The sequence below is a fragment of the Burkholderia cepacia complex sp. TUM26381 genome (assembly GCF_057439935.1).
Genome location: NZ_CM172008.1, coordinates 730,052 through 756,882, shown reverse-complemented (window position 1 = coordinate 756,882; position 26,831 = coordinate 730,052). Strand labels below are relative to the sequence as shown.

The 26,831-nt window shown below is 63.9% G+C and carries 20 protein-coding genes and 1 pseudogene; 7 read left to right on the top strand and 14 right to left on the bottom strand.

Features of this window, described 5'->3' with window-relative positions; genetic code table 11:
- Window positions 1–136 precede the first annotated feature (136 nt).
- The 3 genes from ACWMMN_RS35270 to ACWMMN_RS35260 are packed head-to-tail and all read left to right on the top strand — an operon-like array spanning window position 137 to window position 7,608.
- On the top strand, window positions 137–1,792 hold the full coding sequence (locus ACWMMN_RS35270) for a tail fiber protein (RefSeq protein ID WP_486424157.1): 1,656 nt from the start codon (window positions 137–139) through the stop codon (window positions 1,790–1,792).
- A gap of 6 nt (window positions 1,793–1,798) precedes the next feature.
- Window positions 1,799–5,452, top strand: a complete 3,654-nt coding sequence (locus ACWMMN_RS35265) for a LamG-like jellyroll fold domain-containing protein (RefSeq protein ID WP_486424156.1) — start codon at window positions 1,799–1,801, stop codon at window positions 5,450–5,452.
- Window positions 5,453–5,466: 14 nt separating this feature from the next.
- Window positions 5,467–7,608: a tail fiber protein gene (locus ACWMMN_RS35260; RefSeq protein WP_486424155.1), complete on the top strand. Its 2,142-nt coding sequence runs from the start codon at window positions 5,467–5,469 to the stop codon at window positions 7,606–7,608.
- A gap of 268 nt (window positions 7,609–7,876) precedes the next feature.
- Here the strand turns inward: ACWMMN_RS35260 and ACWMMN_RS35255 are convergent, their stop codons facing one another.
- Window positions 7,877–9,334 (bottom strand): amidase, encoded by a 1,458-nt coding sequence (locus ACWMMN_RS35255; protein ID WP_486424154.1) that lies wholly within the window; start codon window positions 9,332–9,334, stop codon window positions 7,877–7,879.
- Window positions 9,335–9,488: 154 nt separating this feature from the next.
- On the opposite strand from ACWMMN_RS35255, the gene ACWMMN_RS35250 reads away from it, so the two are divergent.
- The gene (locus ACWMMN_RS35250) at window positions 9,489–10,400 is read left to right on the top strand and encodes a LysR family transcriptional regulator (RefSeq protein ID WP_059242466.1); all 912 of its coding nucleotides are present in this window, start codon (window positions 9,489–9,491) and stop codon (window positions 10,398–10,400) included.
- Here the strand turns inward: ACWMMN_RS35250 and ACWMMN_RS35245 are convergent.
- The 4 genes and pseudogenes from ACWMMN_RS35245 to ACWMMN_RS35230 all read right to left on the bottom strand — a co-directional run.
- Window positions 10,358–10,522, bottom strand: a pseudogene (locus ACWMMN_RS35245) (integrase core domain-containing protein); the annotation flags it as partial. The gene ACWMMN_RS35250 and the pseudogene ACWMMN_RS35245 sit on opposite strands and share 43 nt — an antisense overlap.
- Window positions 10,523–10,638: 116 nt before the next feature.
- Window positions 10,639–11,007, bottom strand: a complete 369-nt coding sequence (locus ACWMMN_RS35240) for a DUF6953 family protein (protein WP_420874416.1) — start codon at window positions 11,005–11,007, stop codon at window positions 10,639–10,641.
- A gap of 531 nt (window positions 11,008–11,538) precedes the next feature.
- Window positions 11,539–11,835 (bottom strand): H-NS histone family protein, encoded by a 297-nt coding sequence (locus ACWMMN_RS35235; RefSeq protein WP_486424153.1) that lies wholly within the window; start codon window positions 11,833–11,835, stop codon window positions 11,539–11,541.
- Window positions 11,836–12,141: 306 nt separating this feature from the next.
- On the bottom strand, window positions 12,142–13,680 hold the full coding sequence (locus tag ACWMMN_RS35230) for an IS3 family transposase (protein ID WP_175999484.1): 1,539 nt from the start codon (window positions 13,678–13,680) through the stop codon (window positions 12,142–12,144).
- A gap of 311 nt (window positions 13,681–13,991) precedes the next feature.
- On the opposite strand from ACWMMN_RS35230, the gene ACWMMN_RS35225 reads away from it, so the two are divergent.
- Window positions 13,992–14,219 (top strand): LysR substrate-binding domain-containing protein, encoded by a 228-nt coding sequence (locus ACWMMN_RS35225; protein WP_059241758.1) that lies wholly within the window; start codon window positions 13,992–13,994, stop codon window positions 14,217–14,219.
- Window positions 14,220–14,232: 13 nt separating this feature from the next.
- Here ACWMMN_RS35225 and ACWMMN_RS35220 read toward each other — a convergent pair whose 3' ends face one another.
- The 9 genes from ACWMMN_RS35220 to ACWMMN_RS35180 all read right to left on the bottom strand — a co-directional run bounded on the left by ACWMMN_RS35220 (window position 14,233) and on the right by ACWMMN_RS35180 (window position 24,288).
- Window positions 14,233–15,165, bottom strand: coding sequence for a LysR family transcriptional regulator (locus ACWMMN_RS35220; protein WP_256087412.1), 933 nt, complete (start codon window positions 15,163–15,165; stop codon window positions 14,233–14,235).
- Between the two features lie 316 nt (window positions 15,166–15,481).
- Window positions 15,482–16,630, bottom strand: coding sequence for a CaiB/BaiF CoA transferase family protein (locus ACWMMN_RS35215; RefSeq protein WP_256087411.1), 1,149 nt, complete (start codon window positions 16,628–16,630; stop codon window positions 15,482–15,484).
- A gap of 21 nt (window positions 16,631–16,651) precedes the next feature.
- Window positions 16,652–17,872, bottom strand: coding sequence for a CaiB/BaiF CoA transferase family protein (locus tag ACWMMN_RS35210; protein ID WP_486424152.1), 1,221 nt, complete (start codon window positions 17,870–17,872; stop codon window positions 16,652–16,654).
- A gap of 104 nt (window positions 17,873–17,976) precedes the next feature.
- Window positions 17,977–18,396: a Zn-ribbon domain-containing OB-fold protein gene (locus ACWMMN_RS35205; protein ID WP_059241751.1), complete on the bottom strand. Its 420-nt coding sequence runs from the start codon at window positions 18,394–18,396 to the stop codon at window positions 17,977–17,979.
- Window positions 18,397–18,415: 19 nt separating this feature from the next.
- A complete protein-coding gene (locus ACWMMN_RS35200) occupies window positions 18,416–19,627 on the bottom strand; it encodes a thiolase family protein (protein ID WP_486424151.1) in 1,212 nt (403 codons plus the stop codon).
- Window positions 19,628–19,638: 11 nt separating this feature from the next.
- Entirely contained in the window at window positions 19,639–20,136 is a 498-nt protein-coding gene (locus tag ACWMMN_RS35195; protein WP_059241747.1) for a MaoC family dehydratase, read from the bottom strand.
- An 81-nt stretch (window positions 20,137–20,217) separates the two neighbouring features.
- Window positions 20,218–21,360, bottom strand: coding sequence for an acyl-CoA dehydrogenase family protein (locus ACWMMN_RS35190; protein WP_059241745.1), 1,143 nt, complete (start codon window positions 21,358–21,360; stop codon window positions 20,218–20,220).
- A 343-nt stretch (window positions 21,361–21,703) separates the two neighbouring features.
- Window positions 21,704–22,858, bottom strand: a complete 1,155-nt coding sequence (locus ACWMMN_RS35185; RefSeq protein ID WP_059241741.1) for a CaiB/BaiF CoA transferase family protein — start codon at window positions 22,856–22,858, stop codon at window positions 21,704–21,706.
- A gap of 137 nt (window positions 22,859–22,995) precedes the next feature.
- Entirely contained in the window at window positions 22,996–24,288 is a 1,293-nt protein-coding gene (locus ACWMMN_RS35180) for an acetyl-CoA hydrolase/transferase family protein (RefSeq protein ID WP_256087408.1), read from the bottom strand.
- A gap of 494 nt (window positions 24,289–24,782) precedes the next feature.
- Here ACWMMN_RS35180 and ACWMMN_RS35175 point away from each other — a divergent pair, with 494 nt between their 5' ends.
- Together ACWMMN_RS35175 and ACWMMN_RS35170 are read left to right on the top strand one after the other, a co-directional pair.
- Window positions 24,783–25,097, top strand: a complete 315-nt coding sequence (locus tag ACWMMN_RS35175) for a hypothetical protein (RefSeq protein ID WP_063805295.1) — start codon at window positions 24,783–24,785, stop codon at window positions 25,095–25,097.
- A gap of 436 nt (window positions 25,098–25,533) precedes the next feature.
- Complete coding sequence (locus ACWMMN_RS35170) at window positions 25,534–26,715, top strand: porin (protein ID WP_059241739.1); 1,182 nt, start codon at window positions 25,534–25,536, stop codon at window positions 26,713–26,715.
- Window positions 26,716–26,831 lie beyond the last annotated feature (116 nt).

The window sequence follows — 26,831 nt, the reverse complement described above, 5'->3', positions numbered from 1 at the left end:
ACGATACGTAGAGAAATTTTCCAGTTCAGGCTGATGCAGGCACGCATGGTCGCCTGTGTGAATTCATGTCTGCCATTCTCGGCAATCGGTCGTGAGTGCGCGCAGGCCTGCCTGATTCCAATACAGGAGATTCAAGTTGAATTCGCAAACCGCCACGCTCAGCAATTTCGCCATCGGAAGCATCGTCTCTTACGGGGGCGATCTTTCCAAAAGCGCCAACGTCACCGCGCTGAACCAGCAAGGCTGGTACCTGTGTGACGGGTCGTCATTCGACAAAACCAAATTTCCCGCCTTGTTCTCGTTGATTGGCACGGCCAATGGTGGCAGCGGAAACAACTTCAATCTCCCCGATCTGCGAAATCGCTTCATTCGCGGTACGCTCGGCAGCGCCGTCGGCGTCGATCCGGATGCGGGCGCGCGGATTGCCGCGACATCCGGCGGTGCGTCCGGCAACAACACAGGTTCGCTTCAAAAATACGCCACCGCCCTGCCGGCGAACGCGTTGTGGGCGCTGCAACACGCGGGACTGCACACGCATACGTGCGTGCACCTGAATTCCGACATGCACATGGCCTGGAGCGGATCGACCTACACCATGGCGCGCTGGAACGCACCGGCCACCGTGGATACCGCTGGCGCCCACTACCATACCCTCGCCGGTTTCGACACCGCCACTGCCCCGATCAGCGTCGCGCTTTACTTCATCATCAAGGCCAGCGAGCCTGCCACGCCTACCGGCACCTTGCCTGCTGGCGCCATTTGCGCGTATGCCGGCTCGTTATCCACGCCGCCTGCGAAATGGCTCAAGTGCGACGGCGCGGCGTACGGTGTCTCGCTTTACCCCAATCTGTTCAATACGCTCTTTTATAACTACGGCGGCGACGGGCAAACCGTCCTGAACGTCCCGGATCTGCGCGGCTACTTCGTACGCGGAACGAGCCACCGAACCCAGCGAGATCCGGATGCCGGCAGCAGGCATGCACTCAATACGGGCGGCAACACGGGCGACGCCATCGGTTCGGCGGAAGGCTATGCGACGAGGACGCCTGGCGCGCTCAACGTTTCCAGCGCAGGCGATCATTCACACAACATCGCGCTGGTGCCGCAGAACGATCATCACGCAGCCTGGGGCGCATCCGGCCCCGCGGCTTATAACTGCATGGTATGGACGGGCGACGCCACGACATCGTCCCAGGACGGCGACCACAATCACACGGTCACAGGTGGCGACAAGGAAACGCGGCCCGAGAACCTCTACGCCGACTTCCTGGTCGCCAATGACAACCTGACTCAGGCCGCCCCGCCGATCGGATCGATCATGAGCTTTGGCGGCGATATCACCGATCCAGGTGTCAACGCTGAGCTGCTGGCCACCGGCTGGTTGCCGTGCGACGGCAGTGCGCTTCGCATTACCGCCTTTCAGGCGTTGTACGACGTGATCGGTACGGCGTTCGGCAGCGCACCGCTCAAATTCAACGTGCCCGACCTGCGCGGCTACTTCGTTCTGGGTGCCGGCACCGTGGCGCTCGGCACCACCGTGACCACATCGACTACCGGCACGCCGGTCGTACCCGTCATCACGACGACGAACGGCGATCATCAGCACACGATGTACAACATTCCGACCGACACGCATGTCATCGATGTCGTGGCCGGGGTGGATCTGGCCGAAAACAATTCCAACAAGAGCCCCACGTCCACCAATGGCGCGCATACGCATACGCTGTCCGGCGGCGACAGCGAATCGCGGCCGATCAACGTGAACGTTGACTACATCATCCGCTTCCAGTGACCGCACATGGAAACCGACTACGGACTGTACATCCCGGCCGCATCGTACGTACGCGTACCCAGCAATCACGCGTACGACTTCGGCGTCGGGGACTTCACCGTCACGCTCCTGTTCCAGACCGCGAAGGCAGGCCCGCTTCTCGCGCGAAAGTCACCTGGGACCGGGACGCCGGCGTTCGCCGGCTGGTACCTGATGCTGGAGAGCTCGGGTGCGATCAGGATGGTCACCGATGACGGCACGGGGTACTACACCGTTACGTCGATCGCGACCGCGGCGCTGGACAATACGTGGCACAGCGCCGCGGTCGTGAGGCAGAACGGGCTCTTGACCATCTACTTCGACGGTAACCCCGTTGCTGCCAGTGTCCGGTCGACGCTGCCGACGCCGCTGAGCGTATCCAACGGCATGGACCTGCTGATGGGCCGGATCGATCCCGAACTCGAGCCGAACGCGCAGTTCGAGGGCGTGATCGAGGACGTCACGCTCTGGAATCGCGCCCTCGCGGCCGACGAAATCGTGAACACGATCTTCAACAACGTTCAGCCAGGCAGCAGCGGGCTGGTCGGGTTGTGGGAGATGAACCGGAACTTCGCGGACTCGTCCACGACGATGAACTTCGCGACCCCGGTGGGAAGCGTGGCCTTCCGTCCGGTCTATCACTGTGTCTGGGTCGAGGGCGTGAACGCCTATTCGTACTGCTCGATCGACATGCACGAGGACGTCGACAACGACTGGGGCGCGCGGATCGGTGCGGGCGGCATGATCGTCGTCCCGTCAAACAATGCGTACAACTTTGGAGCCGGCGACTTCTCGATCACGGCCCTGTTCCAGACGACCCGCGGCGGCACGATTATCTCGCGCAAGTCCGCCACGGAGTCCGGCCCCGGCGACGCGGGGTGGGTCGTTGCCGTCGGCGGCGACGGCGCGCTCACGGTCTCTACCGACAGTGGCAGCGGATATTACGCCGTGGCCACGGCACCGACTACCGCGCTGAACGGGCATTGGCGCAGTATTGCCGTCGTGCGGCAGGCGGGCACATTGCTGGTTTATCTCGATGCCGAGCAGCTTTCGACCACGGTCCGATCCACCTTGCCGACACCGCTCAACGTATCGAGCAGCACACGCGTGCTGATTGGAAATACCGATCGACCGGTCACGCCGAACGGCCAGTTTCTCGGGGTGATCGAAGACGTGACGATATGGAACCGTGCCATCACGACGACCGAAATCCAGATGACCCGTTTTAACGGGCTGAGTGGCGCCGAGCCCGGTCTTGTCGGATTCTGGAAGATGGACAACGATTTCGCCGACGCCAGCCCTACCCGCAACACCGGCTCCGCCTCCGGAGCGGTCACCTTCACGCCGGTTCACCATCCAGCGAACAGACGGCAGTCGCTCAACATTGCGGCAGGCACCCCGTACCTGTACGGAGGCGTGTTCGACAAGGCACTCAACAGCGGCGATTTCCCGGCGGAGACCGTGCTCAACGTCTACCGCCCGGATGGCACCCCCCTTCGCCCCGGCGACGCCAGCGATACGCAGTTGATCATGTTCGCCGGTTCGTCGGTTCAGGTCTTCCTGATCCAGAATCCGCAGGCAGGAAAGTGGGTATTCGAACTGACGAGCCCCACCAACGTTCCCGTTCTGTTCAACGCGCAGACCATTCCGTCGAGTCAGATTCCGCAGACCATCACCAGCGCGTTGCGCACGGTGTATTCGCAGCCGCCCGCAGCTCACGTGCGATTCCTCGCGGCCCGCAAGCCGGAAGCCCTGGTCGCCTTTACCGTGCGTTGGGCAGACATCGTCCTCTGGGCGGGCGTGGGCATCGCGACCGTCGCTGTCGTGGTGGTGGCGTGGCCGGTCATCACCGGGGCTGCCATCGGCTCCACGCTGCTGTATGCGTCCGCCGTGGCCGCGGGCGTCGGCAGTGTGCTGGTCAACGCCGGACTGAGCGGACAAATCTCGAATGCAGCCTACGACGCCTCGTACCAGATGGGCGTAGGGAGCAATTCGGCAGGCGGCAAGAACACGGGCTCGTGTTCGCTGGTGCTGGACGGCGAGAACTACTTTCCGCTGTTGCGCAATCTGTTGATGGCCGTACAAACCGGCTCCTACGACATCGCAGGCAAACAGCCGCCCGTCTGCCCGACCTTCGAGAACATGTTCAAGGCGGTTTCGGATGCGGGCAGGAAAGCCTATGTCCTGATGTTCGATACCTCGGCGATCTATCACATGATCGAGAACAGCGACATCCTGAAGTTCTATCCGCGCGTATGGGTCACGGGTGTCGACGGGCGAGACAACTACCGGGCGCGCGACGCGTTGAAGAAGTACGCGAACGTCCAGGCACGCCTGGAAACCTACGGGTCTCAGGCGAGCTACACGCCGATCTACTCACAGCACTCGAAACTGGCGGTGTTCAGTGTGAATGGCGTAAAAACCGCGCTGGTCGGCGGATTCAACATCACGCCCAGCTACTGGGACGACGAAGACCATCCGATGTACGACCACGGCAACTTTCACAGCTGGCACGACACGGCCGTCCTGCTGCAAGGGCCGATCGTCGACGAAGTCGAGAAGGAGTTCGATCGGCGATGGATCAAGGCCAATTTCGACACCGGCCCTGCCAATGAAGCGACGTACGTGAAATTCGCCTGCTATCACGTCAAGCATGATACCTGCCTCGACGGGCCGGGAAAATGCAACACATCGCCGTCGCTCATTCCCTACGAAAATCCGCTCAACGGCAACGCCCCAGTACCGGTCGACGTGCTTGTCACGTCATCCGAGTATGAGGAAAAGTTTACCCAGATCAAGAAGAAGATGATCGAGAAGATCGGTACGGCTTCCGCCTACGTGTACTTCGAAAATTTCACCTTCCATGATCTCGACGTTGTCAATGCGCTGGTGAACAAGGTCAATGCCGCGCCGGGCCTCACGTGCATCATCAATCTGCCTTACCCGACGAACGGCAACGATACCGAGGATCAGAAAGGCCAGGACTACCTGATCCGGATCGCGTTCGCGACCATGCTGATCAATACGGGCCAGTGGACCCGGGCGACCTTCAACGGCAACGTGACCGTCGAGAAGAATCAATGCAGCAGCGCCATGGTTACGTTCTTGCCGGGTAAAGGGATCGAATACGCGACATTCAATTACGCGATCGGCGGGCAGAGCACTTCGATCATGCTGGGAACGAGTCTGCTCGACGTCGTTCAGACCGACCAGTCGAGTTTCGTTTTTACTTCCGGCGTGCGTTACTTCACCACGATCGATCCGAACGAACCGAAGTTTCAATGCCCCGACCTGTCGCCGAATTTCAGGAGCATCTACATCCACTCCAAACTCGCGCTGTTCGACGACAGCTACGCGATCGTCGGCAGCGCCAACTTCAATTCGCGCAGCCTGACTTACGACGGTGAATGCAGCATCGGCATCTCGTCGACCGCCGCCGTCCTGCCGATCCGGCAAGCCGTGTTCGCTCACTGGGGCATGGACACCCCGCAGAACTGGGCTGCGCGGATGCGGACCAATGTTGCCGGTCCGAAGCAAGGCGTATGTGCCGTGCCGCTGCCCATCAGTGTGCTCAGCCGTATCGAGCCGCCGTGGTACTGGGCCTACGCAGCCTGCATTTACGAGTTTTCCGACATCAACTAAGGCGGCAACGAGACATGAGCATTTCATTCAATGGCGGAAGTGCGCAGCAACAGGATCTCATACGCCAGGCGCACGACAAAGCCCAAAAACTCGTCGCAGAGGCCGCGTCCGCGGCTGCGACCTCCGCCGACTTTCCGGGATGGTTCGGCACCGGCTCCAGGACCACGGTCGGCCAGACCTTGAACACCATGTCGGCCCGCCTGGCGTCGGACACCTTCCTGTACGACTTTGCGCCGATGACGAGCGCGCAGCCGACGCCGGAGTTGCTGCTCTGTACCGGCAGCGAGTCGGCGCCCGGCCGGACAGTGTTCGTGCCGTGCCAGCCGTTGTTTCTGCAAACGAGTCTCGATCTCGCCATCATCAAGGCCGCGCTATCGATCGTTCAACTGGTCGCGCAAGCCTGCACGCAGGCCGAGACGGTCATGGCTGCCGACAAGACCGGCGCGCGCTATCTGGCCGATCACGCACCGGATCTCGCGACGGCATCGCCGACGAACTACCGCTATTTCGTGGAAGCGCTCACCCTGAGCGATTTGCCGATCGGCACCGTGACGACGTTTGCAGGCGACCTTTCCATCCCGGCCATCCTGAAAGTCGTGAACGACGCCGGCTGGCTGCTGTGCGACGGCAGCGCACGCAGCTCGAGCGAGTATCCCGACCTGTTCGACGCCATCGGTACGGCGAACGGTGGCGACGCGATCAATTTCCGGCTGCCGGACTTGCGCAGTCGCTTTCCTCGCGGTGCGGCCAACGCCACGAACGGTACCGATCCCGACACCGCAACCCGCGTTGCCGCCGCCGCTGGCGGCGCCATCGGCAGCAACACGGGATCGCTGCAAAAGTCCGCAACCGCGCTGCCCAACGCGCCCTGGTTGTTGCAAGCAAATGGTCTGCATGCGCACAGCTGCCAGCATTTGAACGCGGACATGCATATGGCCTGGAGCGGCTCGACGTATACGATGGCGCGTTGGAATGCGCCGGCCCAGACCGACAACGCAGGCGCCCATTTCCATGGGGTGACGGGTTTCGACGACAGCACCACGCCGATCAGCGTGGCGCTCTACTTCATCATCAAGGCCGATGAGCCGAAGGTGCCCACCGGCTCGGTGCCAGCAGGCGCCATCGCGGCCTTCGGCGGGCCGCTTGCCGCCGTCCCGGTCAAATGGCTCAAGTGCGACGGCACGGCATACGGCACGAGCCGCTTCCCCAACCTCTTCAATACCGTTTTCTACAATTTCGGCGGCGACGGTCAAAGCGTGGTCAATACGCCCGACCTGCGCGGCTATTTTCTGCGCGGCACCAACCACGCGACGAATCGGGACCCAAACGCGGGCAACCGTCACGCGCTTCACACCGGTGGCAACACCGGAGATGCGGTGGGCTCCGCCCAACTGCATGCGACTGCCACGCCGGGTGCGCTCGCCGTCTCGAGCGTCGGCGACCATTCGCACAACATCGCCAGAATCCCGCTGACCGACCACCACGCGGCGTGGGGCGCGTCAGGACCGGCTGCCTACAACTGCATGGTCTGGACAAACGACACGACCACCTCGTCCCAGGCCGGCGAGCACAACCATGCGATTACCGGCGGCGACCGCGAGACACGGCCGGAGAATATCTACGTCGACTTCCTCATCGCTTCGGACGTTCTGACCCAGTCGGCTCCACCGATCGGCACGGTGATGAGCTATGGCGGCGATACCACCGATCCGGGCATCAAGGCCGCGCTGATGGCTTCGGGATGGCTGCCCTGCGACGGCAGTCTCGTGCGCATCAGCGCGTTTCAGGCGTTGTACGGCGCAATCGGCACGGTATTCGGCAGCGCGCCGCTCAAGTTCGCCGTGCCCGACCTGCGCGGCTACTTCATCGCCGGCGCAGGCCGGATTCCGGTCGGGACCGTGCAAAGCGTATCGACGACGGGGCATCCGGCGAATCCGGTCATTTCAACGACCGACGGCGGCCACTCGCACTCGATGCCCAATGTCCCGACCGACACGCACGTCATCGATGTCGTGATGGGCGTAGACCTGGCCGAAAACAACCCCAACGGCAGTCCTACCTCGGGCTCGGGCATGCATACTCACGCGATTGCCGGCGGCGACCCAGAGTCGCGGCCGATCAACGTCTACGTCGATTACGTCATTCGCTTCAGGTAGCCCAACGCCGGCGTCGCACTCACATCGGGCCGCCCCGGCCCGCTCCGTTTCCGGCGACAACGCCGCTCCACGGGATCGGCGCCCCGGTTTCGCGCGTGCTTCGGCACGCACCGGGAAGTCGGCGTGCGAGCAGGATTGCACCTGCATTGTCGCCTCACGCAAATCTGCGGAAATCGTGTGGGGTTCCATCGAGTGTTCATTGCTGCCGGCCAAATTGCCGGCGCCCTCACGATGTCCGCCGCCCCTCATTCTGTGCCAGACGTCGCCGTCATGTTCGGCTCCCTGCCCACACCCCCGGCCGCCGGCGGCTCCACGGCCGCGATTGCTCCAGTTGCCCAGCAAGCCGCAGCAACCTGTCCTCACGCGCGAAACCCGCCGCGAACTGCACCCCGATTGGCAACCCCGTCTTCGGATCGCTCTCCAGCGGCACCGACATCGCCGGCCCGCCTGCGACATTGAACGGCGGCGTGAACGGCGAATGTCGGAACACCCGATCCGTCCACTCGAGCCCATTCATTGACTCAGAACCCTGCGCGTAGGTGCCGATGACTGGCGCGCCATGCGGCAACGTTGGCGTCAACAGCACGTCGAACCGCTCGAACCATGCACCAACCGCACGCGTGACGGTGTTCCGGATATCCAGGGCGGCTGCGTAATCCGTCGCCCGCGCCCGTCGGCCGTACCGGACGCAGGCCAGCGTCGCCGGCTCAAGCGTCGTTGCGTCGACCGGTCGACCGGTCGACGCCGCGATGCTGTCGATCCAGCCGATCATCGTCGCCGTCCAGATCGTCGCGTTCGCCTGCACGAGCGCCTCCCACGACACCCCGATACCCGGCGTCTCGAGGCTCACGTGATGACCTAGCCCTTCGAGGTGGCGCGCGGTGTCGCTGACGGCGGCCGCGATCGCCGGATCGGTGCGATCGCCGTTCCACGGGTCGATCATCAAGCCGATCTTCAACCTCCCCGGGTCACGGCCAACCTCGGAAAGGAAGCTATGCGCTGGCGCGGACGTGACATACGGTTCGCCCGCCGCGTCTCGGCTTTGCACAGCATCCAGCAACGCGGCGCTATCCCGCACGCTGCGGCTGACGCCCAGTTGGACGCCGAACCCGGAGAACACTTCGTCCAGCGCCGGCCCGTTCGAACCGCGCCCGCGCGTCGGCTTGAGTCCGAACAGTCCGTTGTACGCGGCAGGCACACGGATCGATCCCGCCGCATCGGTCGCATGTGCGACGGGGACAACGCCTGCCGCGACGGCCGCCGCCGCGCCACCGCTCGAGCCACCCGCACTCAATCCGAGTTGCCACGGGTTGCGCGTCGCCCCTTGAAGCGTCGACTCGGTGGTCGTGCTGAACGCCATCTCGGGTGTCGTCGTCCGGCCGATCGTGACCAGGCCCGCGTCGCGAAAGCGCTCCATCAGAACCGAATCGCCGGCCGCTACGCATCCTTGCGCGAGGCGGCTACCCAGTTCGAGGCGCCTGCCCGCCATCGAGATTGCGATGTCCTTGATCAGGAAAGGCACGCCGGCCAACGGTCCACCTCCGTCGAGCGACACGCGTCCGCTTGCCTCGAACGGCCAATGTTCGACGATCGCGTTGAGACTTGGATTAACGATGTCGGCCGCGACGCGTGCCAATTCCGCCAGTTCCGCCGGTGTAACTTCCCGGGCGGCGACGAGCTTAGCCAGCCCGACTCCGTCAATGGCGGTGTATTCGGTGAGATTCATGGGGTGCTCCGGTTGGTTTGGTACCGCCGAAGATAGGGGATCGGCGCGCAGCCGATTAGTCCGTCGTCGTGGCAAGCATTGCCCCATCAATGGAACAATGGACGTGTTAGCCTTGCACTCCATCGTCACGACCGCTCCCTACAAGAGTGCATCCATGGCAAGGGATCTGAACGACACGCTCGTCTTCGTCCACGTCGTACAGGCGGGGAGTTTCACCGGCGCGGCCAACGCGTTGCAAATTCCGAAGACAACCGTTAGCCGGCGCGTCCAGGAACTGGAAACCCATCTGGGCGCGCAGTTGCTGCACCGAACCACACGCAAGCTACGGTTGACCGAGGCGGGTACAGCCTACTTCGAGCAATGCCGCGCGATTGTCGACCGGCTCGATGCGGCAGAAAGCGCGGTGCACCAGTTGCGCGACGGCCCGCGTGGGTGGCTGCGCGTGACCCTTCCGTATTCGTTCGGCGTCACCTGGATCGCCCCGTTGATCGCCGGCTTCCGTTCGCGCTACCCCGATGTTCGGCTCGAGATCGTCGCCACACATGTGCCGCTAGACCTGTTCGCCGAAGACGTGGATATCGCGCTACGCTTCGGCATCCTCCCGGATTCGAGTCTGGTCGCGCGGCACCTCGGCAGCTTCGCGACATCGATTTATGCCAGCCCCGGGTATCTGGACGTCCACGGCGCGCCGTCCGGGCCAGACGATTTGCACCACCACCCAGCCCTGGTTCTGCATCAGGCCAAGGGCACCGGCTGCTACATCTGGACGCTGCGCAAACCAGGCCGCAAGCCGGAACACTACTCCCTCGATCCGGTGATCGTCGCGAGCGATCCCGCGTTGATCCTCGATGCGGCGCGGGCGGGACAAGGCCTGATGCTGGCAATGGACATGAGCATGGAGCCAGACGTCAAGGCGGGCCGGCTACGCCGCGTATTGTCGGACTGGAAAGGCCCACCGCAGGATCTGAATGTACTGTTCCCGAAAGAACGCGCACCGTCGCCCAAGGTGCAGGCGTTCGTCCGCTATCTCCGCGAACAGCTGAGTTTCACCGACCACCGCCTCTGACCTGAGTCACCGGATAGCCAGACTCGACCGAGCGTGGCGGGAGGTTGATAGCGATGCGCGCTATCGGGCCGGCGTTCATTGTAGAACTGTCGCCAGCGTTCAATCCGCTCCTTCGCACCGGCCATCCCACCAGTTCGCGGCTTGCGTGGTCGGCCCTGCGCAAACCTGCCCGGATCCAAGCCGATCGGGCTGACGACCACGACAAATATCGCCAGCCGTTGCACGATGTCGGGTTTTCCTATCTGTTGCCTGTTCCGACATCTCGACGCCGCACGAAAATGGTGTAATGGCCGCAAGTGCTGCACTGAACGCTCGTACCAGCTAGCGTGCCGTCGTGCCGTTCGTGGACCATGTTCTTGTCGAATCCGTCGGTCGGTCCGTCACTTGTGTATTGGGTGAGAGAGAGCGAACGGCCGCAGTTGGAACAGGCTACTGATGTGGGGCGCTTCTGGGTCTTGGCCATTTTCGCGTTTTCCTGGTCCTTTTGACGACCTCTATAGACCTCGCCTGGCCGTAGAACCCGCCACGATCTGTCACCTCGTTCCCACACCACCTTGCCGTCGGTCAGGCGCTTGAAATGCTTTAGTACGTCCTTGGAAATACGCACTCGCGGACGAAACACGTACAGGCGTCGGGCACCGGCTCGGGAGGAACGTCGGCGGTAACGCGAAGGCCGACAATCGCAAGGTGCCTGTCATCGTCGGTTCTCTACAACAACGACAACTGACCCGGTATGCTTGTACGACCTGCGTGATCGCTTTCCTTTACGGCTGAGTTCTGCTGGGTCGTGGACTGAGTACGCTCGGCGCCCGGTTGATACTTCCGCACCCAATCGGCGCCAAGTACATCGGACGAGAACACAACGCCAGGCGCAATCTGCACAAGTTCGCTCATCTGTGGATGTTCCTAAGCGGACTGAATGTCGAAGTGAGCTGCGGCATACCGCGCGCTGCAGTTCCACACTTCGACGCCGTCACGGGTGAAGGTAGCCCATCCATCCTTGACGATCATCTCAGCGTATGGAAATACCTCGCCGTGCCCCATCGCCTTGGCAGCCAAGACCGTTCGTTCACGGCATATCGCGCGATAATTTCCATCATGCAGCAGTGAAGGCATCGAGCTCAACCGTCAACCCCACTCACTGCACGATCAAAAACCGATCGCGGTTCTTCGCGTGTGCAATCCAGTGCGGCGCCTTGCCACGACCGTTCCAGGTCGCCCCCGTTTTCGGGGCGCGATACTTCGGCGCAACCGGCGCACGCGTGCCCGACGCAGGCGCGCGTCGTCGTCCGAAAAGTTGCTCAGCCGTGATGCCATACTCGGTGATCTGGTCACGGATCGTCGTGATGATGCTGTCCAGCTCGGCGATCCGTGCTTCTTCCGCTTGCTGCGCCAGGGCTTCTGCTTGAGCTTTAAGTTCGAGATAGGTAGCCATGTACGTGGAGGAACCCGGATTTAGAAGGTTGGCCAGTGGTCGAGACGGCTTGACGTATAGGTGCAAGTCTGTCCACGATCGACACATTATATTCCTGCGATTGGGAAACCGACCGCTTCAACCGAGTGCACGGCGGACGCGGCGAGGACCCTGTGATCAGTGTCAGTTCGAGTTTCCTCCCGCTCGCCGGGTCGATAAATTCGCACTCCAAACTATAATTTTCATAAATGCAATTATCGACAATTTTCTTGTAAGAGCAAAGTTGTAATGTCGCATCTGGGGGTGCGGCGGAATTCTTGGACTGGTTTATGTCGTCAGCCCGAGGCTCTCCCGGTATTCAATCGGACTGAGTGCGCCAAGCGAGATCTTGATCCGTTTCTCGTTGTACCAGCGAATGTACGAGTCAACGACCTCAATGAACTGGTCGGTGCTGACGGTCCGCCAGTCTCGAGAGTAAAACAGTTCCGTTTTCAGCCTTCCAAAGAAGCCTTCGCACGCCGCGTTGTCGGGCGAGCAGCCCTTGCGCGACATTGAGCGAATCAACCTAGCCTCACGTATCCGGGCAAGCCAGCCTGGCCAGCGATAATGCGCACCGCGATCTGAATGAACCACAGGCCGACTGTTGCTGCTACCGATTGCTTCGATGGCGGCATCGAGCATCGTATTCACAAGCTCGGCGTCTGGTCGCGTACCGATCGACCAACTGATCACCAGTCCATCGAAGCAATCGATGACCGGTGACAGATAGACTTTACCGGCCGGAATCTGGAACTCAGTGATGTCTGTGAGCCACTTTTCATTCGGTGCTGCGGCGCGGAAGTCCCGGTTGATAAGGTTCTCTGGAGCCGGACCGATTTCTCCGGCGTAAGAGCCGTATCGACGTCGCCTCGTTGTGGCTGCGCTTAGCTGTTCCTGCTTCATCAAGCGCCGAACGACCTTCTCCGAGATGAAGACTTTCTGCCTGCCAAGTGCCGCGCGCACTCGGCGATATCCGTAGCAGCGGTGATTCAGTTCAAAGATATCTGCGATGGCAAGGCGTACACCGGCATACTTGTCGGCAACTTGTATCCGTGCCCGGTGATAGAAGTAGGAGCTACGGGCGAGCCCCAGTTCAGCAAAGAGTTCCGGCAGCGTGTAAGTCTGTTTCAGGGCATCAACCAGCGCCGTCTTCTCCCGATTCGTCAGGAGTTGCGGGTCGACGCCCAGGCCTTTTTTTATTATTTCGTTGGCCTTCTTCAGAATGTCGTGTTCGATCTGGAGCTTTCGAATGTCTCGTCGGAGTGATTCGATCTGCTGCTCCAGCGTCGCTTTCTCCGAGGTTTGCGGCGGATCGTTGCGGCGTGTCATGGCTGAAACGGCCTCCTGATCGAGTAACCGATTTCTCCAGTTGTACAGCGTTGGGCGGCTCACGCCAATCTTTTTAGCAACTTCCTCTGCGCTTTCTCGTCGAGTGCATAGATCGATGACCGCTGTCTGCCTGAGCTCTGGTGCATACCGAATACCCGACGCCTTCCCAAGAACGCGTTTCTTTCGCTCAGGATGCAGCTCGTCGAGCCAGGCGACGAGCGTTCCGCGTCCCGGATACCCCAAAGCCTTTGTCGTTGCTGCCAGACACTGGTCATGGGTCATATAGTGGTCTGTGGCCGCCTTTTTTTGTTCTGTCGAATAGCGGGGCCTCAGGCAGATACGTTCCTTCGGCAAGTCCAGACATCGCTCGTACATCTGATACCAGCGTTCGAGCGATTTCGTTGTCGGATAGCCTAGTTGACGAACGGTCGCGGTAAGGCGCTTTCCAAGCTTCAAGTAGAGCTTGACTGCTCGGATGCGTTCTTCGTATGAGTACATGGACTAGCTCCTGATAGTCCAAGAATTCCGCCGCACCCCCTCTGGGCAAAGTTGAAATGTCGTAGCCCGAGGGTTTGGGCGCGTGCTGGCGGCGGTTTGGACTGCCGGAGCACATGCGGGCCATCGCCGTGCGGATCGGCCCCGACATTCCGAAGGCCTTCGTATCTCGACCGGCCTTCGGCACCCAAGCGCCCGCCCGATCTCGTTTCGCACGCGTGCATCAACCTGCGCGTGCCGACGCGCGGCGAATTCCTGCCGCGGCTCTTCATGAAGGCCGGCAACGAGCACCGCATCAAGATGGCGGCCAGCTGGTGTACAGCAGCATCGCCCTCGTGCGGGACGCTGCGCTCGCCAGCGTCGGGCTCGCGTATCTGCCCGAGCAGTACGTGCGCACGGCGCTCGCATCCGGGCAACTGGTCGAAGTGCTGGGCGCATGGCGCAAGACGTTCGAGGGCTACCATCTCTATTACGCGAACCGGCGCCATGCGACGTCCGCGTTCTCGTTGCTGGTCGACGCACTGCGATACCGGAAGCCGTAAAGCCGCCGCGCCGTCACTCCGGCGGCGCTTCGCCGGCCGGCCGGTCCAGCAGTTGCCGGATCAGCGCCCGCGCGATCGGGCCTTGTTCACGGCCGCGTGCGGTCGCGATATGAATCCGGCGCACGGCCCACGGCTCTGCCAGTTCCATCACGGCGACGCGGCTGAACAGCTCATGACTCACCAGGCACTCCGGCTGGACGGTCACGCCGAGCCCCGCCTGCACGAGGCTGACGGCCACGCCCGCGCTCTTCACGCCGTACTTCGGCTCGAAATCGATGCCGACGCGGCGCGCCGCCGCCCGGATCGCACCGAGCATCGCGCCGACCACGATCAGGTTCTCCGAGAGCAGGTCCTGCGTCGTGAGGCTCGCACGAGCCGCGAGCGGGTGACCCAGCGGGACGACCGCGATGAGGCGGTCCTCGCGGTAAGGCGTCACGTCGACGCCGCCGAGATCGAGCTCGTGCGTGGCCGCGAACACGCCAACGTCCGCGTCACCGCGCGCGACGGCCTGCACGATATCGGCGTTCTCGAGTTCGCTCACCGCGAGATCGACGAGCGGGTATTCGCGCTGGAAGTCGCCGATCTCGCGGGCCAGAAACGGCACGATGATGGAGCGCGCCGATGCGACCGACAGCTCTCCCCGCATGCCGTCGGTAAACGACGAGATCTCGGAACGCATGTCGTCGAGGTTGTCGAAGATCCGGCGGATATAGCGGACCAGCACCTCGCCGGCGGGGCTCGGCGCGACGCCTTTCGGGCTGCGTTCCAGCAGCTTGATGCCCGCGATGTCTTCAAGATCCTGGATGCGCTTGGTCGCGGTCGACGCGGCCACGTTCTCGCGGATGGCCGCGAGCCCGATCTGCTGCTCCTCGACCGCCGACAGGAACAGCTTCAGCGTAAACAGATCGACCTGCCGGATCAGGTGCAGGCGATTGAATGTACTCATGTCTCCCCTCATGCACGTCTTCATGACGTTGTCGGACGCCGCGGCCGGTCGCGCGCCGCAGTCGTGCCGGGATCGTCGCAAGGGAAACGATGCGTTGCAGCGAGTGCGCGGGGCGTGAAGGATGGCGGCATTCGAAGCCGATCGTACACCGAGATCCGTGCGGACAGTGGTGCGGCGCGGCACGATGCGGACGCGAAACGCGCGCCCCGCCCGCCGCGCGCAGCCGGTTGACGTGGAATGGCGCGCGGCCGCGACCGCCGCGATGGCCGCGGCGGCACGCGGCTTCGCCAATCGTCAGACCGTTGGCGCGATGCGCCTAGCGGCCCGTGTGAAGGAGCGCGTCGAGCAACGCGTCGTCGGCGCCGATGTCCCGGGCCGCGTGCAGCGGCGGCGGGCGCTTGCCGTCGAACGACAGCGGCAGCCCGACGAGGCCGATCTCGTCGTCCGACGGTTTCTCGATGATGCCGAGTGCGTGCGTCTGCGCATGCGCCACCACCTCCGCCGTGGTCTGGATCGGCGCGACGGGAATGCCGGCCGCCTGCAATCGCGCCTGCCACGCCGCGCGGTTGTCCGTCGACAGCCGTTCGCCGATCAGGCGATCGATCTCCGCGCGATTGCGCAGGCGCGCCGCGTTGGTCGCGAACCGGTCGTCGAGCGCCCATTCGGGACGCTCGAGCGCCGCGCACAGCTTGGCGAACAGCGCATCGTTCGCGGCGCTGACGATCAGGTGGCCGTCGGCCGTCGAATACGCGCGATGCGGGACGATGAACGCGACGCCCGACCCGTGCCGGCCGCCGGTGTCGCCGTCCGCGCTGTAGTTCGCGATCGCCACCGACATCCAGCCGATCGCCGTCTCCAGCAGCGAGCCGTTGACCGTCGCGCCGCAATGCTTGATCTGGCGGCGATACAGCGCCGACAGGATGCCGATCACGGCCCACAGCCCCGCACCGAAATCGACGATCGACACACCGGCGCGCACCGGCGATTGCCCTTCCTCGCCGGTGATGCTCATGATCCCCGAGAACGCCTGCATCAGCGGATCGTAGCCGGGCAGCGTGTTCATCGGCCCGAGATGGCCGAACGCGCCGATCTCGCAGTAGACCAGCTCCGGCTTGGTCGCGCGCAGGTTGTCGGCGTCGAGGCCGTATTCCGCGCTGGAGCCCGGCCGCAGGTTGTGGATGAACACGTCCGCATGCTCGGCGATCAGCTTGTGCAGCGTCGCCAGTTGCTCGCGATCCTTGATGTCGATGCAGATCGCGCGTTTGCCGCGGTTCAGCGCATGAAACGCGGCGCCGCTGCCCTTCCATTCGCTCGGCCCCCAGCCGCGCGCCGAATCGCCCGTCGGGCGCTCGATCTTCCACACTTCGGCGCCAAGCGACGCCAGGATTTTTCCGCTGAACGGCGCCGACGCGCTATCGCTCAGTTCGACCACTACGACGCCCGACAGCGGCAGGTCACGCAACATGTCGCTTCTCCTGATTTCGTTTTACTGCGATTGAGGCGGACCGTCCGCGTCCGGTGCGTATACGCCGCCGGAACGCAGCATCCGGTCGATTTCCTCGGCACCGAAACCGTACTCGGCCAGCAGCGTCACCGAATGCTCACCGAGGCGCGGCGCCGGATGGCGCAGCTCCGGTGCGCTTTCGCTCCATTGCTGCGGAATGCCCAGCGTCCTGATCCGGCCTTCGGACGGATGATCCTGCTCGGCGAAGAAGCCGACCGCCGTCATGTGCGGATCGTCGAGCAGCGTTTCGGGCGTATGCATTTCGATCACGGGGATGTCCGCTTCGGTCAGCGTCTGGGTCCACTCGGCCGTGGTGCGCGTCTCGAACACGCGCGCAAGAAACGCGTACAGGTGCGCGATGTGCTCGGTGCGCCCGCCGATGTTGTTGAAGCGCGGATCCTCGGCCATCTCCGGATGGCCTGACAGCACGAAGAAGCGTTGCCAGTGATGGTCGGCGTAGACGTTCACGCCGATGTAGCCGTCGCGCGTGCGATACGGGCGCCGGTCCGGGTTCATCATCCGCGCGTAGCCCCAGTCGCCGAGCGGCGGCACGAACGTGTGCCCGTACAGGTGATCGCCGAGCACGAAGTGCGCGAAGGTCTCGAGCATCGGCACGAACACCTGCTGTCCGACGCCGGTTTTCTCGCGCCGGTAGAGCGCCATCGCCACCGCATTGCTGGTCGCCATGCCGACGACGCGATCGGCGACCGCCGTCGCGACGTAGGTCGGCTCGCCCTTCTTCCGGCTTTGCAGCACCGGCATGCCGACGGCGGCCTGGATCAGGTCGTCGTACGCCGGGCGCGCCGCATACGGGCCGTTCTGCCCGAATCCGAACGCGCCGCAGTAGATGATGCGCGGGTTGAGCCGGCGCACGTCCTCGTACGCGATGCCGAGCTTCGCCATCGTGTGCGGTCGCATGCTGTAAAGCAGCACGTCGGCCGATTCCGCCATGCGTTTCAGCGCGGCGATCCCGTCCGGATGCTTGAGGTCCAGCACGAGGCTGCGCTTGTTGCGATTCAGGTGCAGGAAGATCGGCCCCATGCCGGGATGGCGGCTCGGGCCGATGTTGCGCGTCGTGTCGCCGTCGCGCGATTCGATCTTGCCCACGTCGGCGCCCATGTCCGCGAGCAGCAGCGACGCATAGGGGCCCATGAAATTCGACGTCAGGTCGAGGATGCGTACGCCGTCGAGCGGTCCGGCCATGTCAGCCTCCGTCGACGGCAAGAAGATTGAACTGATTCACGATGTCTCCTTCGTGATCGGGCGGCCGTGCGGGCGCCGGTGTGCCGGCGCTCCGCAAGCAGTCCTCAGGTTTCCGACGGCACGAATACCGGCAATTTCTGCTCGCCGCGCTGCACGAACCGGACTTCGACGGGCTGACCGATCCGGATCGTTTCGGGCGGCGCGTCGATCTGCGCGAACAGGTAGTAGCCTTCGTCCATGCGGATGAAGCCGACCGTGTATGGAACGATCCCGGCCCACACCGGCGTCGGTCCGCGCGTGATCGTGCTGTGCGAATAGATTTCGCCGCGGCCCGACGATTCGGTCCAGTCGAGCGATTTCGCGCCGCAATGCGTGCAGAACGAGTGCGCCGGCCACACGGTTTCGCTGCATGCCGCGCAGCGCTGGTACGTCAGCCGCTCTTCGGCCAGCGCGTCCCAGTAGGGTTGCGCGTCGAGCAGCCGGTAAGGCTGCGGCCAGGCATTCGGCGAATGCGTTTCGGTCATGGAATGCTCCGGTCAGATATCACGTTGCGGACGACAGCAGCAGCACCGCGCCGGCGGCCAGCATCCCGCCCGCACCCTGCACCAGCACGGTTTCCGGGCGGCGGGCCGGCGCGAGCCCGAGCGCCTGCCCGCGCAATTGCCGGACAGCCTCGACGATGCTGTCCATGTTGCACGAGATGCCCGGCTGCCCGAACGACAGCCAGCCGCCGTTGGTGTCGGTCGGCAGATCGCCGTCGACGCCGGTACGGCCTTCTCGATAGAGATCGATGCCGCGCCCCTTTTTCGCGAAGCCCAGGTCCTCCATCACGATCGGCCCCATATGCGCGAAGTTCACCGAGATCTGCGCCATGTCGATGTCGGCCGGCGACAGCCCCGACATCGCGTAGGCCTGCCGTGCCGCCTCGGCGGTCGCCGTGGTCGTCAGGTTCGGCTGTGCGCCCAGGCTGTCGAACCGGCAGTGGCGCAGGTTCATCCGGTCGGTCAGGTATTCGTGGGTCGTGGCCGACCCGTAGCCGAGCAGGTACACCGGATCGCGTGCGTGGCGCGCGTTCTCCGGCGACGTCACGATCAGCGCCCCACCGGTGCCGCCGCCCCACGTCGAGCACATCCAGCGACGCAGCGGCGTCGCCACGTACGGCGACGACAGCACCGCCGCACGGTCGATCTCGCCGAACTTAGCTTTCGCCGCGTGCGGATGATGGCGGCCCCAGCGCTGGTTCGCGATCGCGACATCGGCGAGATCGTCCTCGGTGATGCCGAACTCGTGAAAGTAGCGCTGCGCGGCCTGCGCATAGAGCGCCGGAATCGTCGGGCCGTACGGAATCTCGAACTGCGGATCCGCGTCGGCTTCCGCGCCCATCGCGACCGCGTCGACGAACAGCTCGGTCGCGTCGCTCTGCAGGCACAGCACGTATTCCGCGCGGCCGGCGGCGATCATCTGCGACGCGACCGCGAGTGTCGACGTCAGGCCGGCGCCGTGCATCGTCAGCTCGCTCGTGAGCGTCACCGGCATCTGCATGTGCGAGATGAAGATGTTGCTCCACTGCGAACGCTTGTCGGCCCACGGCGAGCGACCCGTGAATACCGCATCGACCTGGTCCTTGCCGATGCCCGCGTCGGCGAGCGCATTGAGCGTCGCCTCGGCGGCCAACTGCAGCGGGTCCTTGCGATTCGCGCGCGACGCGTAGGCATCGCCCATGCCGACGATCGCCGCAACCGGACGAGGAGTCATGGCGGCGCTCCTCAGACCTTGAACTCGGGCTGCGCTTCGGCGATCAGCGCGTCGAGGTCGGCGCGCTTGCGCAGCATCAGCAGGCTCCATTCGCTCCGCTGCACGACTTCGCCGCGCTGGTTGTACGCCTGGATCAGCATCGTGCCGACGCCGAACTTGTCGTCCTTTTCCTTCTTCGCGATGACTTCGGCGGTCGCGTAGACCGTGTCGCCGATCTTCACCGGGTTCAGGAAGCGCATCTTGTCGACGCCGTAGTTTGCCTGGATCGCCGGGCCGAACTGCAGCAGGCCGGAGATCAGCGAGAACGTCAGCATGCCCTGCACGATGCGCTCGCCCCAGCGGGTTTTCTCCGCGTATTCCTTGTTCGAGTGGATCTCGATCCAGTTGCCGGTGAACATGCAGAACATCACGACGTCGCTCTCGGTCACGGTGCGTCCGGGCGAACGGAATTTCTGGCCGACTTCGAGCTCGTCGAGCGGGATGTTGACGCTGTTGTTGATGCCGCTCATGGCGGTGTCTCCTGATTACTTGGTTGGCTGGGTCCGGCGCGGCGGCAAGCGTGCCGCGCCGATTGAAGATTCGTCGGCCCGTTACTGGCGCATCGACTTCGCGATGATCGTGCGCTGGATCTGCGACGTACCGCCGCCGATCGTCGATTGAATGCTTTCGCGCAGGTAACGTTCCATGTCGGCTTCCGGCAGGTTTGCGTAGCCGCCGAGAATCTGCATGCCGGCCAGCGCGCATTCCTTCAGCGTTTCCGAGCCGTACAGCTTCGCCATCGATACCTCGCGGCTGCACGGTACGTGATCGGCCGCCATCCGCGCCGCGCGATAGCACAGCAGGCGCGCTGCATCGACCTTGGTCTGGCAGTCGGCGAGCAGGTGGCGGATCACCTGGAAGTCGTACAGCTGATGGTCGAACTGGATGCGGTCGTGCGCGTAGCGCGTGGCCGTCGTCACGGCCTGCTGGGCATTGCCCGTGTAAGCTGCCGCCACCGCGCAACGCTCGAGTTCGAGGTGTTCGGTGATGATCTTCCAGCCCTGCCCCTCTTCGCCCAGCAGCGCATCGGCCGGCACGCGCACTTCGTCGAGGAAGATTTCGGTCGTGCCCGTCGCATGGCGCGACAGCGTCGGCAGCTTGTTGATCACCACGCCCGGCGTGTCGTTCGGGATCAGCAGCACCGACAGGCCCTTATGCTTGTCGTCCGTGCTGGTGCGCACCAGCATCGCGATCACGGTGTCCTTCGCGGCCGCGCCACTGCACCAGAGCTTCTGGCCGCTGACGATCCAGTCGCCGTTGGCGTCGCGGCGTGCGCGCGTTTTCGTGTTCGCCGCATCGGAACCCGCATCGGGTTCGGAGATCGACACCGAGAAGCGGATCTTGCCGTCGATGAACGCCTGCACGTACTTTTTCTTCTGCTCCGGCGTGCCGAACTTGGTGATGTTCATCGCCGTGAACGTCGGCACCAGCACCGAGCACGCGAAGTCGAAACCGAACTTGCCGAGGCCTTCGGCCATCAACGAATAATCGAAGATGTCGCCGCCCGAGCCGCCCTCTTCCTCGGGAATCAGCAGGCCGAGCCAGCCCTGCTTCGCAATCTTTTCATAGGCCTCGTACGGGTAGTCGCGATTCATGTCGCACTTGCGCACGTATTCGACCGTGATCTCGTTGTCCATGAACTTGTTCACGGTGTCGAGCCACATGGTCTGCGATTCGTCGAGAAAGTTAGCCATTTGTCTTCGCTCCAGTTATCGGCGTCTGCTCAGGCAGGCGCGCTGTTCGTCGTGGAATTGAGCTTAGGGCCTCATGCGTTTCGAACCAACTGGCCATTTCTGAAGCGACGATTCGAAAATGTCGAAGTGCGGTTCGGCGCGGGTGCGAACGACAGCGCGGCGCCGATCGCCGACGTGATCTTGACGTGAAGAATGGGCATGCAACTGGCGTGCGGCGACGCGTGACGCTCAGGCGCTGCGCGGGGATCGATGAAATCCGGCAGGAAGTTCGGCGGGAGAACGGCGGGAACGCGCCCGCACGCCGTGCGGGCGCTGACGACATCGGCGGCTTGCTGCGTTCAGGTCACGCGATCGCGCCGGTTTCGTGCAGCGTAGCGAGTTCCGCGGGCGTGAATCCCCAATCGCCGAGCACGGCGTCGGTATGCTCGCCGGGCCGCGCGGGCGACGATTGGATCGCGCCGGGCGTGCGGCTGAAGCGCGGCGCCGGCGCCGGTTGCACGACGCCGTCGCGCTCGACGAACGTCTGCCGTGCGCGCAGGTGCGGATGGGTCGGCGCTTCCGTCAGCGACATCACCGGCGCGATGCAGACATCGCGGCCTTCCGTAAGCGCGCACCATTCGTCGCGCGTGCGCGTGCGGAAGATCGCGGCAAATTTCGCATGGACCTCGGGCCATCGCGTGCGGTCGTGCTGATCCGGCATGTCGTCTTCGGGCAGGCCGAGCAACGCCAGCGTATTGCGCCAGAAGCGTGCTTCGTTCGATCCGACGCTGACCCAGCGGCCGTCCTTCGTCTCGTACACGTTGTACCAGGGCGCGCCGGAGTCGAGCCGATTGCTGCCGCGCTCGTCCTTCCAGTACCCGCTCGCGAACATGCCGTAGAAGAGCGTCATCAGCGACGCCGAACCGTCGACCATCGCGGCGTCCACGACCTGCCCTTGCCCCGAGCGCCGGCTCTCGAGCAGCGCCGACACCACGCCGAGCGCGAGATAGAGCGAGCCGCCGCCGAAATCGCCGGCCAGGTTGAGCGGGATCACCGGCGGGCCGCCTGCCGTGCCGACCGCATGCAGCACGCCGCTCAGCGAGATGTAGTTGATGTCGTGGCCCGGCGCCTGCGCGAGCGGGCCGTCCTGCCCCCAGCCGGTCATGCGGCCGTAGACGAGCGCCGGGTTGGCCGCGAGGCACGCGTCCGGACCGAGGCCCAGCTTCTCCGCGACGCCCGGGCGAAACCCTTCGACCAGCGCATCGGCGCGGGCGACCAGCTTCAGCACCGCGTCGGTCGCTTCCCGCTTCTTCAGGTCGAATGCCGCGCTGCGTCGCCCACGGTTCAGCAGGTTGAAGCGCGGGTCGCCCGGCTGGCCGCCGTCGTAACCCGGCGGGCGGTCGATACGGATGACGTCCGCGCCGAGATCCGACAGCAGCATGCAGCAGAACGGCACCGGCCCGACGCCGCCCAGTTCCACGATCCTGATTCCCGCAAGCGGCCCCTTTGCATTGCCCATCTTGATCGTCTCCGTGAATATTTTGTTTTCAGGGTACGCGTGTCGGGCGATCCGTCCAATTTCGATTAATCGAATCGGCACTTCGGGCGGATCGAAACGGCGGGTCGCGCGGGAGGCGGTGCGTCGCGCGGTGCCGCTCAGCCGAGCGCGTGGGCGTCGCGCTCCAGCCGCTCGCGATGATCGGGATGGGCGATGGCAATCATCTTCGGAATGCGCTGCGCGAGCGACAGGCCGCGCAAATCGGCGATCCCGTATTCGGTGACGATCACGCACGCATCGCTGCGCGGCACCGTGACGGGCCCCGACAGCCGGTTCACGATGCGGCTGTGCACGCCCGCGGTGGAAGGCAGCGCAACGACCGGCACGCCGCCGCGGCTGGCCTGTGCCGCGCGCAGGAAATCGGCGACGCCGCCGATCGCACCGACGTACGTGCCAGCGGCGACCTCGGCGTTGATCTGCCCGGTCAGGTCGACCTCCACCGCCGAATTGATCGCGACGAAGCGATCGATCCTGCGCAGCACGTGCGGATTGTGCGTGTATTCGGTACCGCGCAATTCGAGCGCAGGATTGCGATGCGCGAAACGGCGCACGTGCGCGGAGCCGATGATGACTCCGCCGACGGTGACGCCCGTGTCGATCGTCTTGCGCGCATTCGTCACGATGCCGGCTTCGCACAGCGTCGCGATGCCGTCGCCGATGCTGCCGCTGTGCACGCCCAGGTCGCGCTTGTCGTGAAGCGCGGCCATCACCGCATCCGGAATCGCGCCGATGCCCGTCTGCAGCGTCGCGCCGTCTTCCACGAGCGATGCGACGTGCTGCCCGATCGCCTGTTCCACCCGCCCGGACGCTGTCGATACGACGTCCGGGAACGACGCGTCCGACGTCACCAGCAAATCGATGTCGGCTGCGCGCAGGTAGGGCCCGCCGTAGGTCCATGGCACGTCGGGGTGCACTTCCGCGACGATCGCCCGCGCATGCTTCACCGCTTCGACCAGGTATTCGCGTGCAAGCCCGAGGCTGTGGCGGCCTTGTTCGTCCGGCGGCGAGACCTGCAGCATCACGACGTCGATCCGCAACGCGCCGCTGCGGATCAGTTCCGGCAGTTGCGAATAGTGCGCGGGGAGAATGTCGAGCACGTTTGCGCGCGCGAGCTTGCGGTTCGCGCCGCTGCCGCAATAGGCGAGGAAATCGAATGCGTCGGCATGTTCGGGCGCGAGTATGTCGGCGAGGCCGATGCCGAGAAAGAGTCGAATCCGTTTCAGGTCGTGCCGCTGGGCGACCAGCGCGTGCATCAGCGTCACCGGCTCGGCGTGCGACTGGCCCCACATCACCGTATCGCCGGGACGAATGAGCGTGGAGAGTGCGCGGCAGTCGCCGCCCTGGCGAGCATCGGCCGAACCGCCCGGAATTGCGAGTTCTGCGTGGTTCATGAGCGAACAAGGTCGAATGTCACGTCGCATGCCCCGGCGTCGTTCAAGTCATCCGGATGCGTCGTCGTGACGGATTGAAGTTCTCGTGCGTCGCGCCTGCGTATCGACGGGCCATCCGGACAGGCGTCTGTTCCGGAACGCGCCCGGTTGCCGGACGATGCGACGGTCATCGGCATTCATCGTGAGCGGCGTACCGGGGAGCGTCAAGGCGCGGCCGGCGGTTGTTCCGTACGTCGGAACGCAGGCGTCGGGCTTTTTCGTCCGGCAAGCATGATCCGTCCGGCAGGACCGATTCCACATTCCCGGCACGCTTTCCGAAGTACGGAATCATCGGGCGAGCGGTATTGACGTCGCGACAAGCGAACCGACACTGTTGATGCTACGGCATGGTCGGGTTCCGGTCGAACGCGTGGTCAAAGGCGGCCGCGTCGGCGACCGGTGCGACGCGATGCCGGAATCGACGGGCCAGCCTGGCTCATCGCGAGGCTCAGACAATGCAGAAGCGACGAACCGAGAACTACTTATCGAGCATGATGGGCGCGCGCGCCGCCGCGCGCGACAGCGCCAATGCGGAAGACGCCGCGCTGTGGCGATGGTTCGCCGCGTTGCTCGACGAACGGCGGATACGCTGGTGCCACAGCGGACGCGGATGGCTGGTCAGCGTCGATCATCGTCACGTCGCCACCGGCACGCAGTTCGACCAGGCGATGCGGATCGCAAAGGAAAACGTCGAAGGCGGCGGCTCCGTGCGCATCGATACGCCGTCGACATCCACCGAATCCGGAAGAAGAATTCACCTCGTGAAGTAACGACGGTTTCGATCCCCTTCCACGATCGATCGGGTGCATGCGTTCGCCTGCGATCACGATCGCCGCAGGCGATCGACCTCCTCCACATCGTCCCCGACATATCGCAGGCAACGCCGCATGATCGCCAACAACCGTGATCGAACGCGCGCGCTGCGGCTTTACCCTTAAGGGTCTCTACGCTGGCCGCAGGGCCTCGCGCCACGCCAGTTTCACTGCACGGAATCGGATCGCCCGATCGATTGACGGTGATATCGGCCACGCATCTAATCACCGAACGTTGCTGAAGCGGGACGTTGCAGGTTCGGTCGAGCCGGACGAAGAGGTCGCTGGTGAAGGATATCCGTCGATCCTTATCGATTAGCTATACGAATCATTGACCCTCCCGCTGATGGCTGCGTCACGACACGTAAATTCAGAAGAAATTTGGAGACAGTCAATGAAAAAGACGATTGCGCTTTGCGCAGCGGTGGGTTGCGTCAGCGGCACGGTACATGCGCAGAGCAGCGTGCAGTTGTACGGGATCCTCGACGAAGGGATCAACTACGTCAGCAACGCATCCGGCAATCACCTCTACAGTCTCGCGAGCGGCGTGCTGAACGGAAGCCGCTGGGGCTTGCGCGTGAAGGAAGATCTCGGCGGCGGCTACGGCGTGGTCGCCGTGATGGAAAACGGCTTTGACGTCAATACCGGCAAGCTCGGCCAGGGCGGTCTCGAATTCGGCCGGCAGGTCTATGTCGGGCTGTCCGGCCCGTACGGTGTCGTTACCCTCGGGCGTCAATACGATTCCGTCGTCGATTCGGTCGGCCTGCTCGAGGCGGGCGATCAATGGGGCGGCTACCTGGCCGCCCACCCGTCCGACAACGACAACTTCAACAATACCAACCGCGTCAACAACGCGATCAAGTACACCAGCCCGGTATTTCACGGGGTGACCGCAACCGCGCTCTATTCGCTGGGCGGCGTGCCGGGCCGTACCGGGCGCAACCAGATCTGGTCGGCCGGCGCCAGCTACGCGAACGGCCCGCTGTCGCTGGGCGCGGGCTACCTCAACGTGCGGAACCCGAATACGTCCTTCTACGGATCGGGGGGAACCGTCGCCGCGACGGTCAACGAAGTGCCCGGCTCGAACTTCGGTGCGTCGCCGGTGATATCGGGGTATGCATCGGCGCATACCTTGCAGGTGATCGGCACAGGCGCGGCCTATACGATCGGTTCGCTGACGTTGGGCGCGACGTATTCGAATACGCAGTTCCGTCATCTCGGCGATACCACGTCGGGCCCCGTGCCGGCCGGCGGGATCAGCGGCACCGCGAAATTCAACAACGCGGAGCTGAACGTGAAGTATCAGATCACGCCGGCGTTGATTGTCGGCGCGAACTATGTCTATACGAAGAACAGCGGCGCCGATGCGACCGGGGGCGCCCACTACAACCAGGCCTCGGTCGGCGCCGACTACTTCCTGTCGAAACGCACGGACCTCTACTTCGTCGGCACCTATCAGCGTGCAAGCGGAACCGATTCGACCGGCCGCAGCGCGGTCGCGTCGATCAACCAGTTGACGCCGTCGACGTCCAATCACCAGGTCGCGCTTCGCATCGCGATGCGACACAAGTTCTGACGCATCGCGGCGACTCCGGTCGCCGTGTCGACGTACCGCGCCGCACGAATCCGCCGCAGATCTCGCGGCGGGTTCGCGCGGCGCACTGCATTTCGCATCCGGTTCGACGCGCCGGA

What these genes read in the sequence shown, in the direction of transcription:
- ACWMMN_RS35265 (WP_486424156.1), top strand. Translation starts at nt 1,799, where the DNA reads ATGGAAACCGACTACGGACTGTACATCCCGGCCGCATCGTACGTACGC.
- ACWMMN_RS35190 (WP_059241745.1), bottom strand. Translation starts at nt 21,360, where the DNA reads ATGGCTAACTTTCTCGACGAATCGCAGACCATGTGGCTCGACACCGTG.
- ACWMMN_RS35205 (WP_059241751.1), bottom strand. Translation starts at nt 18,396, where the DNA reads ATGACCGAAACGCATTCGCCGAATGCCTGGCCGCAGCCTTACCGGCTG.
- ACWMMN_RS35220 (WP_256087412.1), bottom strand. Translation starts at nt 15,165, where the DNA reads ATGAGTACATTCAATCGCCTGCACCTGATCCGGCAGGTCGATCTGTTT.
- ACWMMN_RS35210 (WP_486424152.1), bottom strand. Translation starts at nt 17,872, where the DNA reads ATGGCCGGACCGCTCGACGGCGTACGCATCCTCGACCTGACGTCGAAT.
- ACWMMN_RS35255 (WP_486424154.1), bottom strand. Translation starts at nt 9,334, where the DNA reads ATGAATCTCACCGAATACACCGCCATTGACGGAGTCGGGCTGGCTAAG.
- ACWMMN_RS35235 (WP_486424153.1), bottom strand. Translation starts at nt 11,835, where the DNA reads ATGGCTACCTATCTCGAACTTAAAGCTCAAGCAGAAGCCCTGGCGCAG.
- ACWMMN_RS35215 (WP_256087411.1), bottom strand. Translation starts at nt 16,630, where the DNA reads ATGTTGCGTGACCTGCCGCTGTCGGGCGTCGTAGTGGTCGAACTGAGC.
- ACWMMN_RS35175 (WP_063805295.1), top strand. Translation starts at nt 24,783, where the DNA reads ATGCAGAAGCGACGAACCGAGAACTACTTATCGAGCATGATGGGCGCG.
- ACWMMN_RS35230 (WP_175999484.1), bottom strand. Translation starts at nt 13,680, where the DNA reads ATGTACTCATACGAAGAACGCATCCGAGCAGTCAAGCTCTACTTGAAG.
- ACWMMN_RS35180 (WP_256087408.1), bottom strand. Translation starts at nt 24,288, where the DNA reads ATGAACCACGCAGAACTCGCAATTCCGGGCGGTTCGGCCGATGCTCGC.
- ACWMMN_RS35200 (WP_486424151.1), bottom strand. Translation starts at nt 19,627, where the DNA reads ATGACTCCTCGTCCGGTTGCGGCGATCGTCGGCATGGGCGATGCCTAC.
- ACWMMN_RS35185 (WP_059241741.1), bottom strand. Translation starts at nt 22,858, where the DNA reads ATGGGCAATGCAAAGGGGCCGCTTGCGGGAATCAGGATCGTGGAACTG.
- ACWMMN_RS35195 (WP_059241747.1), bottom strand. Translation starts at nt 20,136, where the DNA reads ATGAGCGGCATCAACAACAGCGTCAACATCCCGCTCGACGAGCTCGAA.
- ACWMMN_RS35170 (WP_059241739.1), top strand. Translation starts at nt 25,534, where the DNA reads ATGAAAAAGACGATTGCGCTTTGCGCAGCGGTGGGTTGCGTCAGCGGC.
- ACWMMN_RS35260 (WP_486424155.1), top strand. Translation starts at nt 5,467, where the DNA reads ATGAGCATTTCATTCAATGGCGGAAGTGCGCAGCAACAGGATCTCATA.
- ACWMMN_RS35250 (WP_059242466.1), top strand. Translation starts at nt 9,489, where the DNA reads ATGGCAAGGGATCTGAACGACACGCTCGTCTTCGTCCACGTCGTACAG.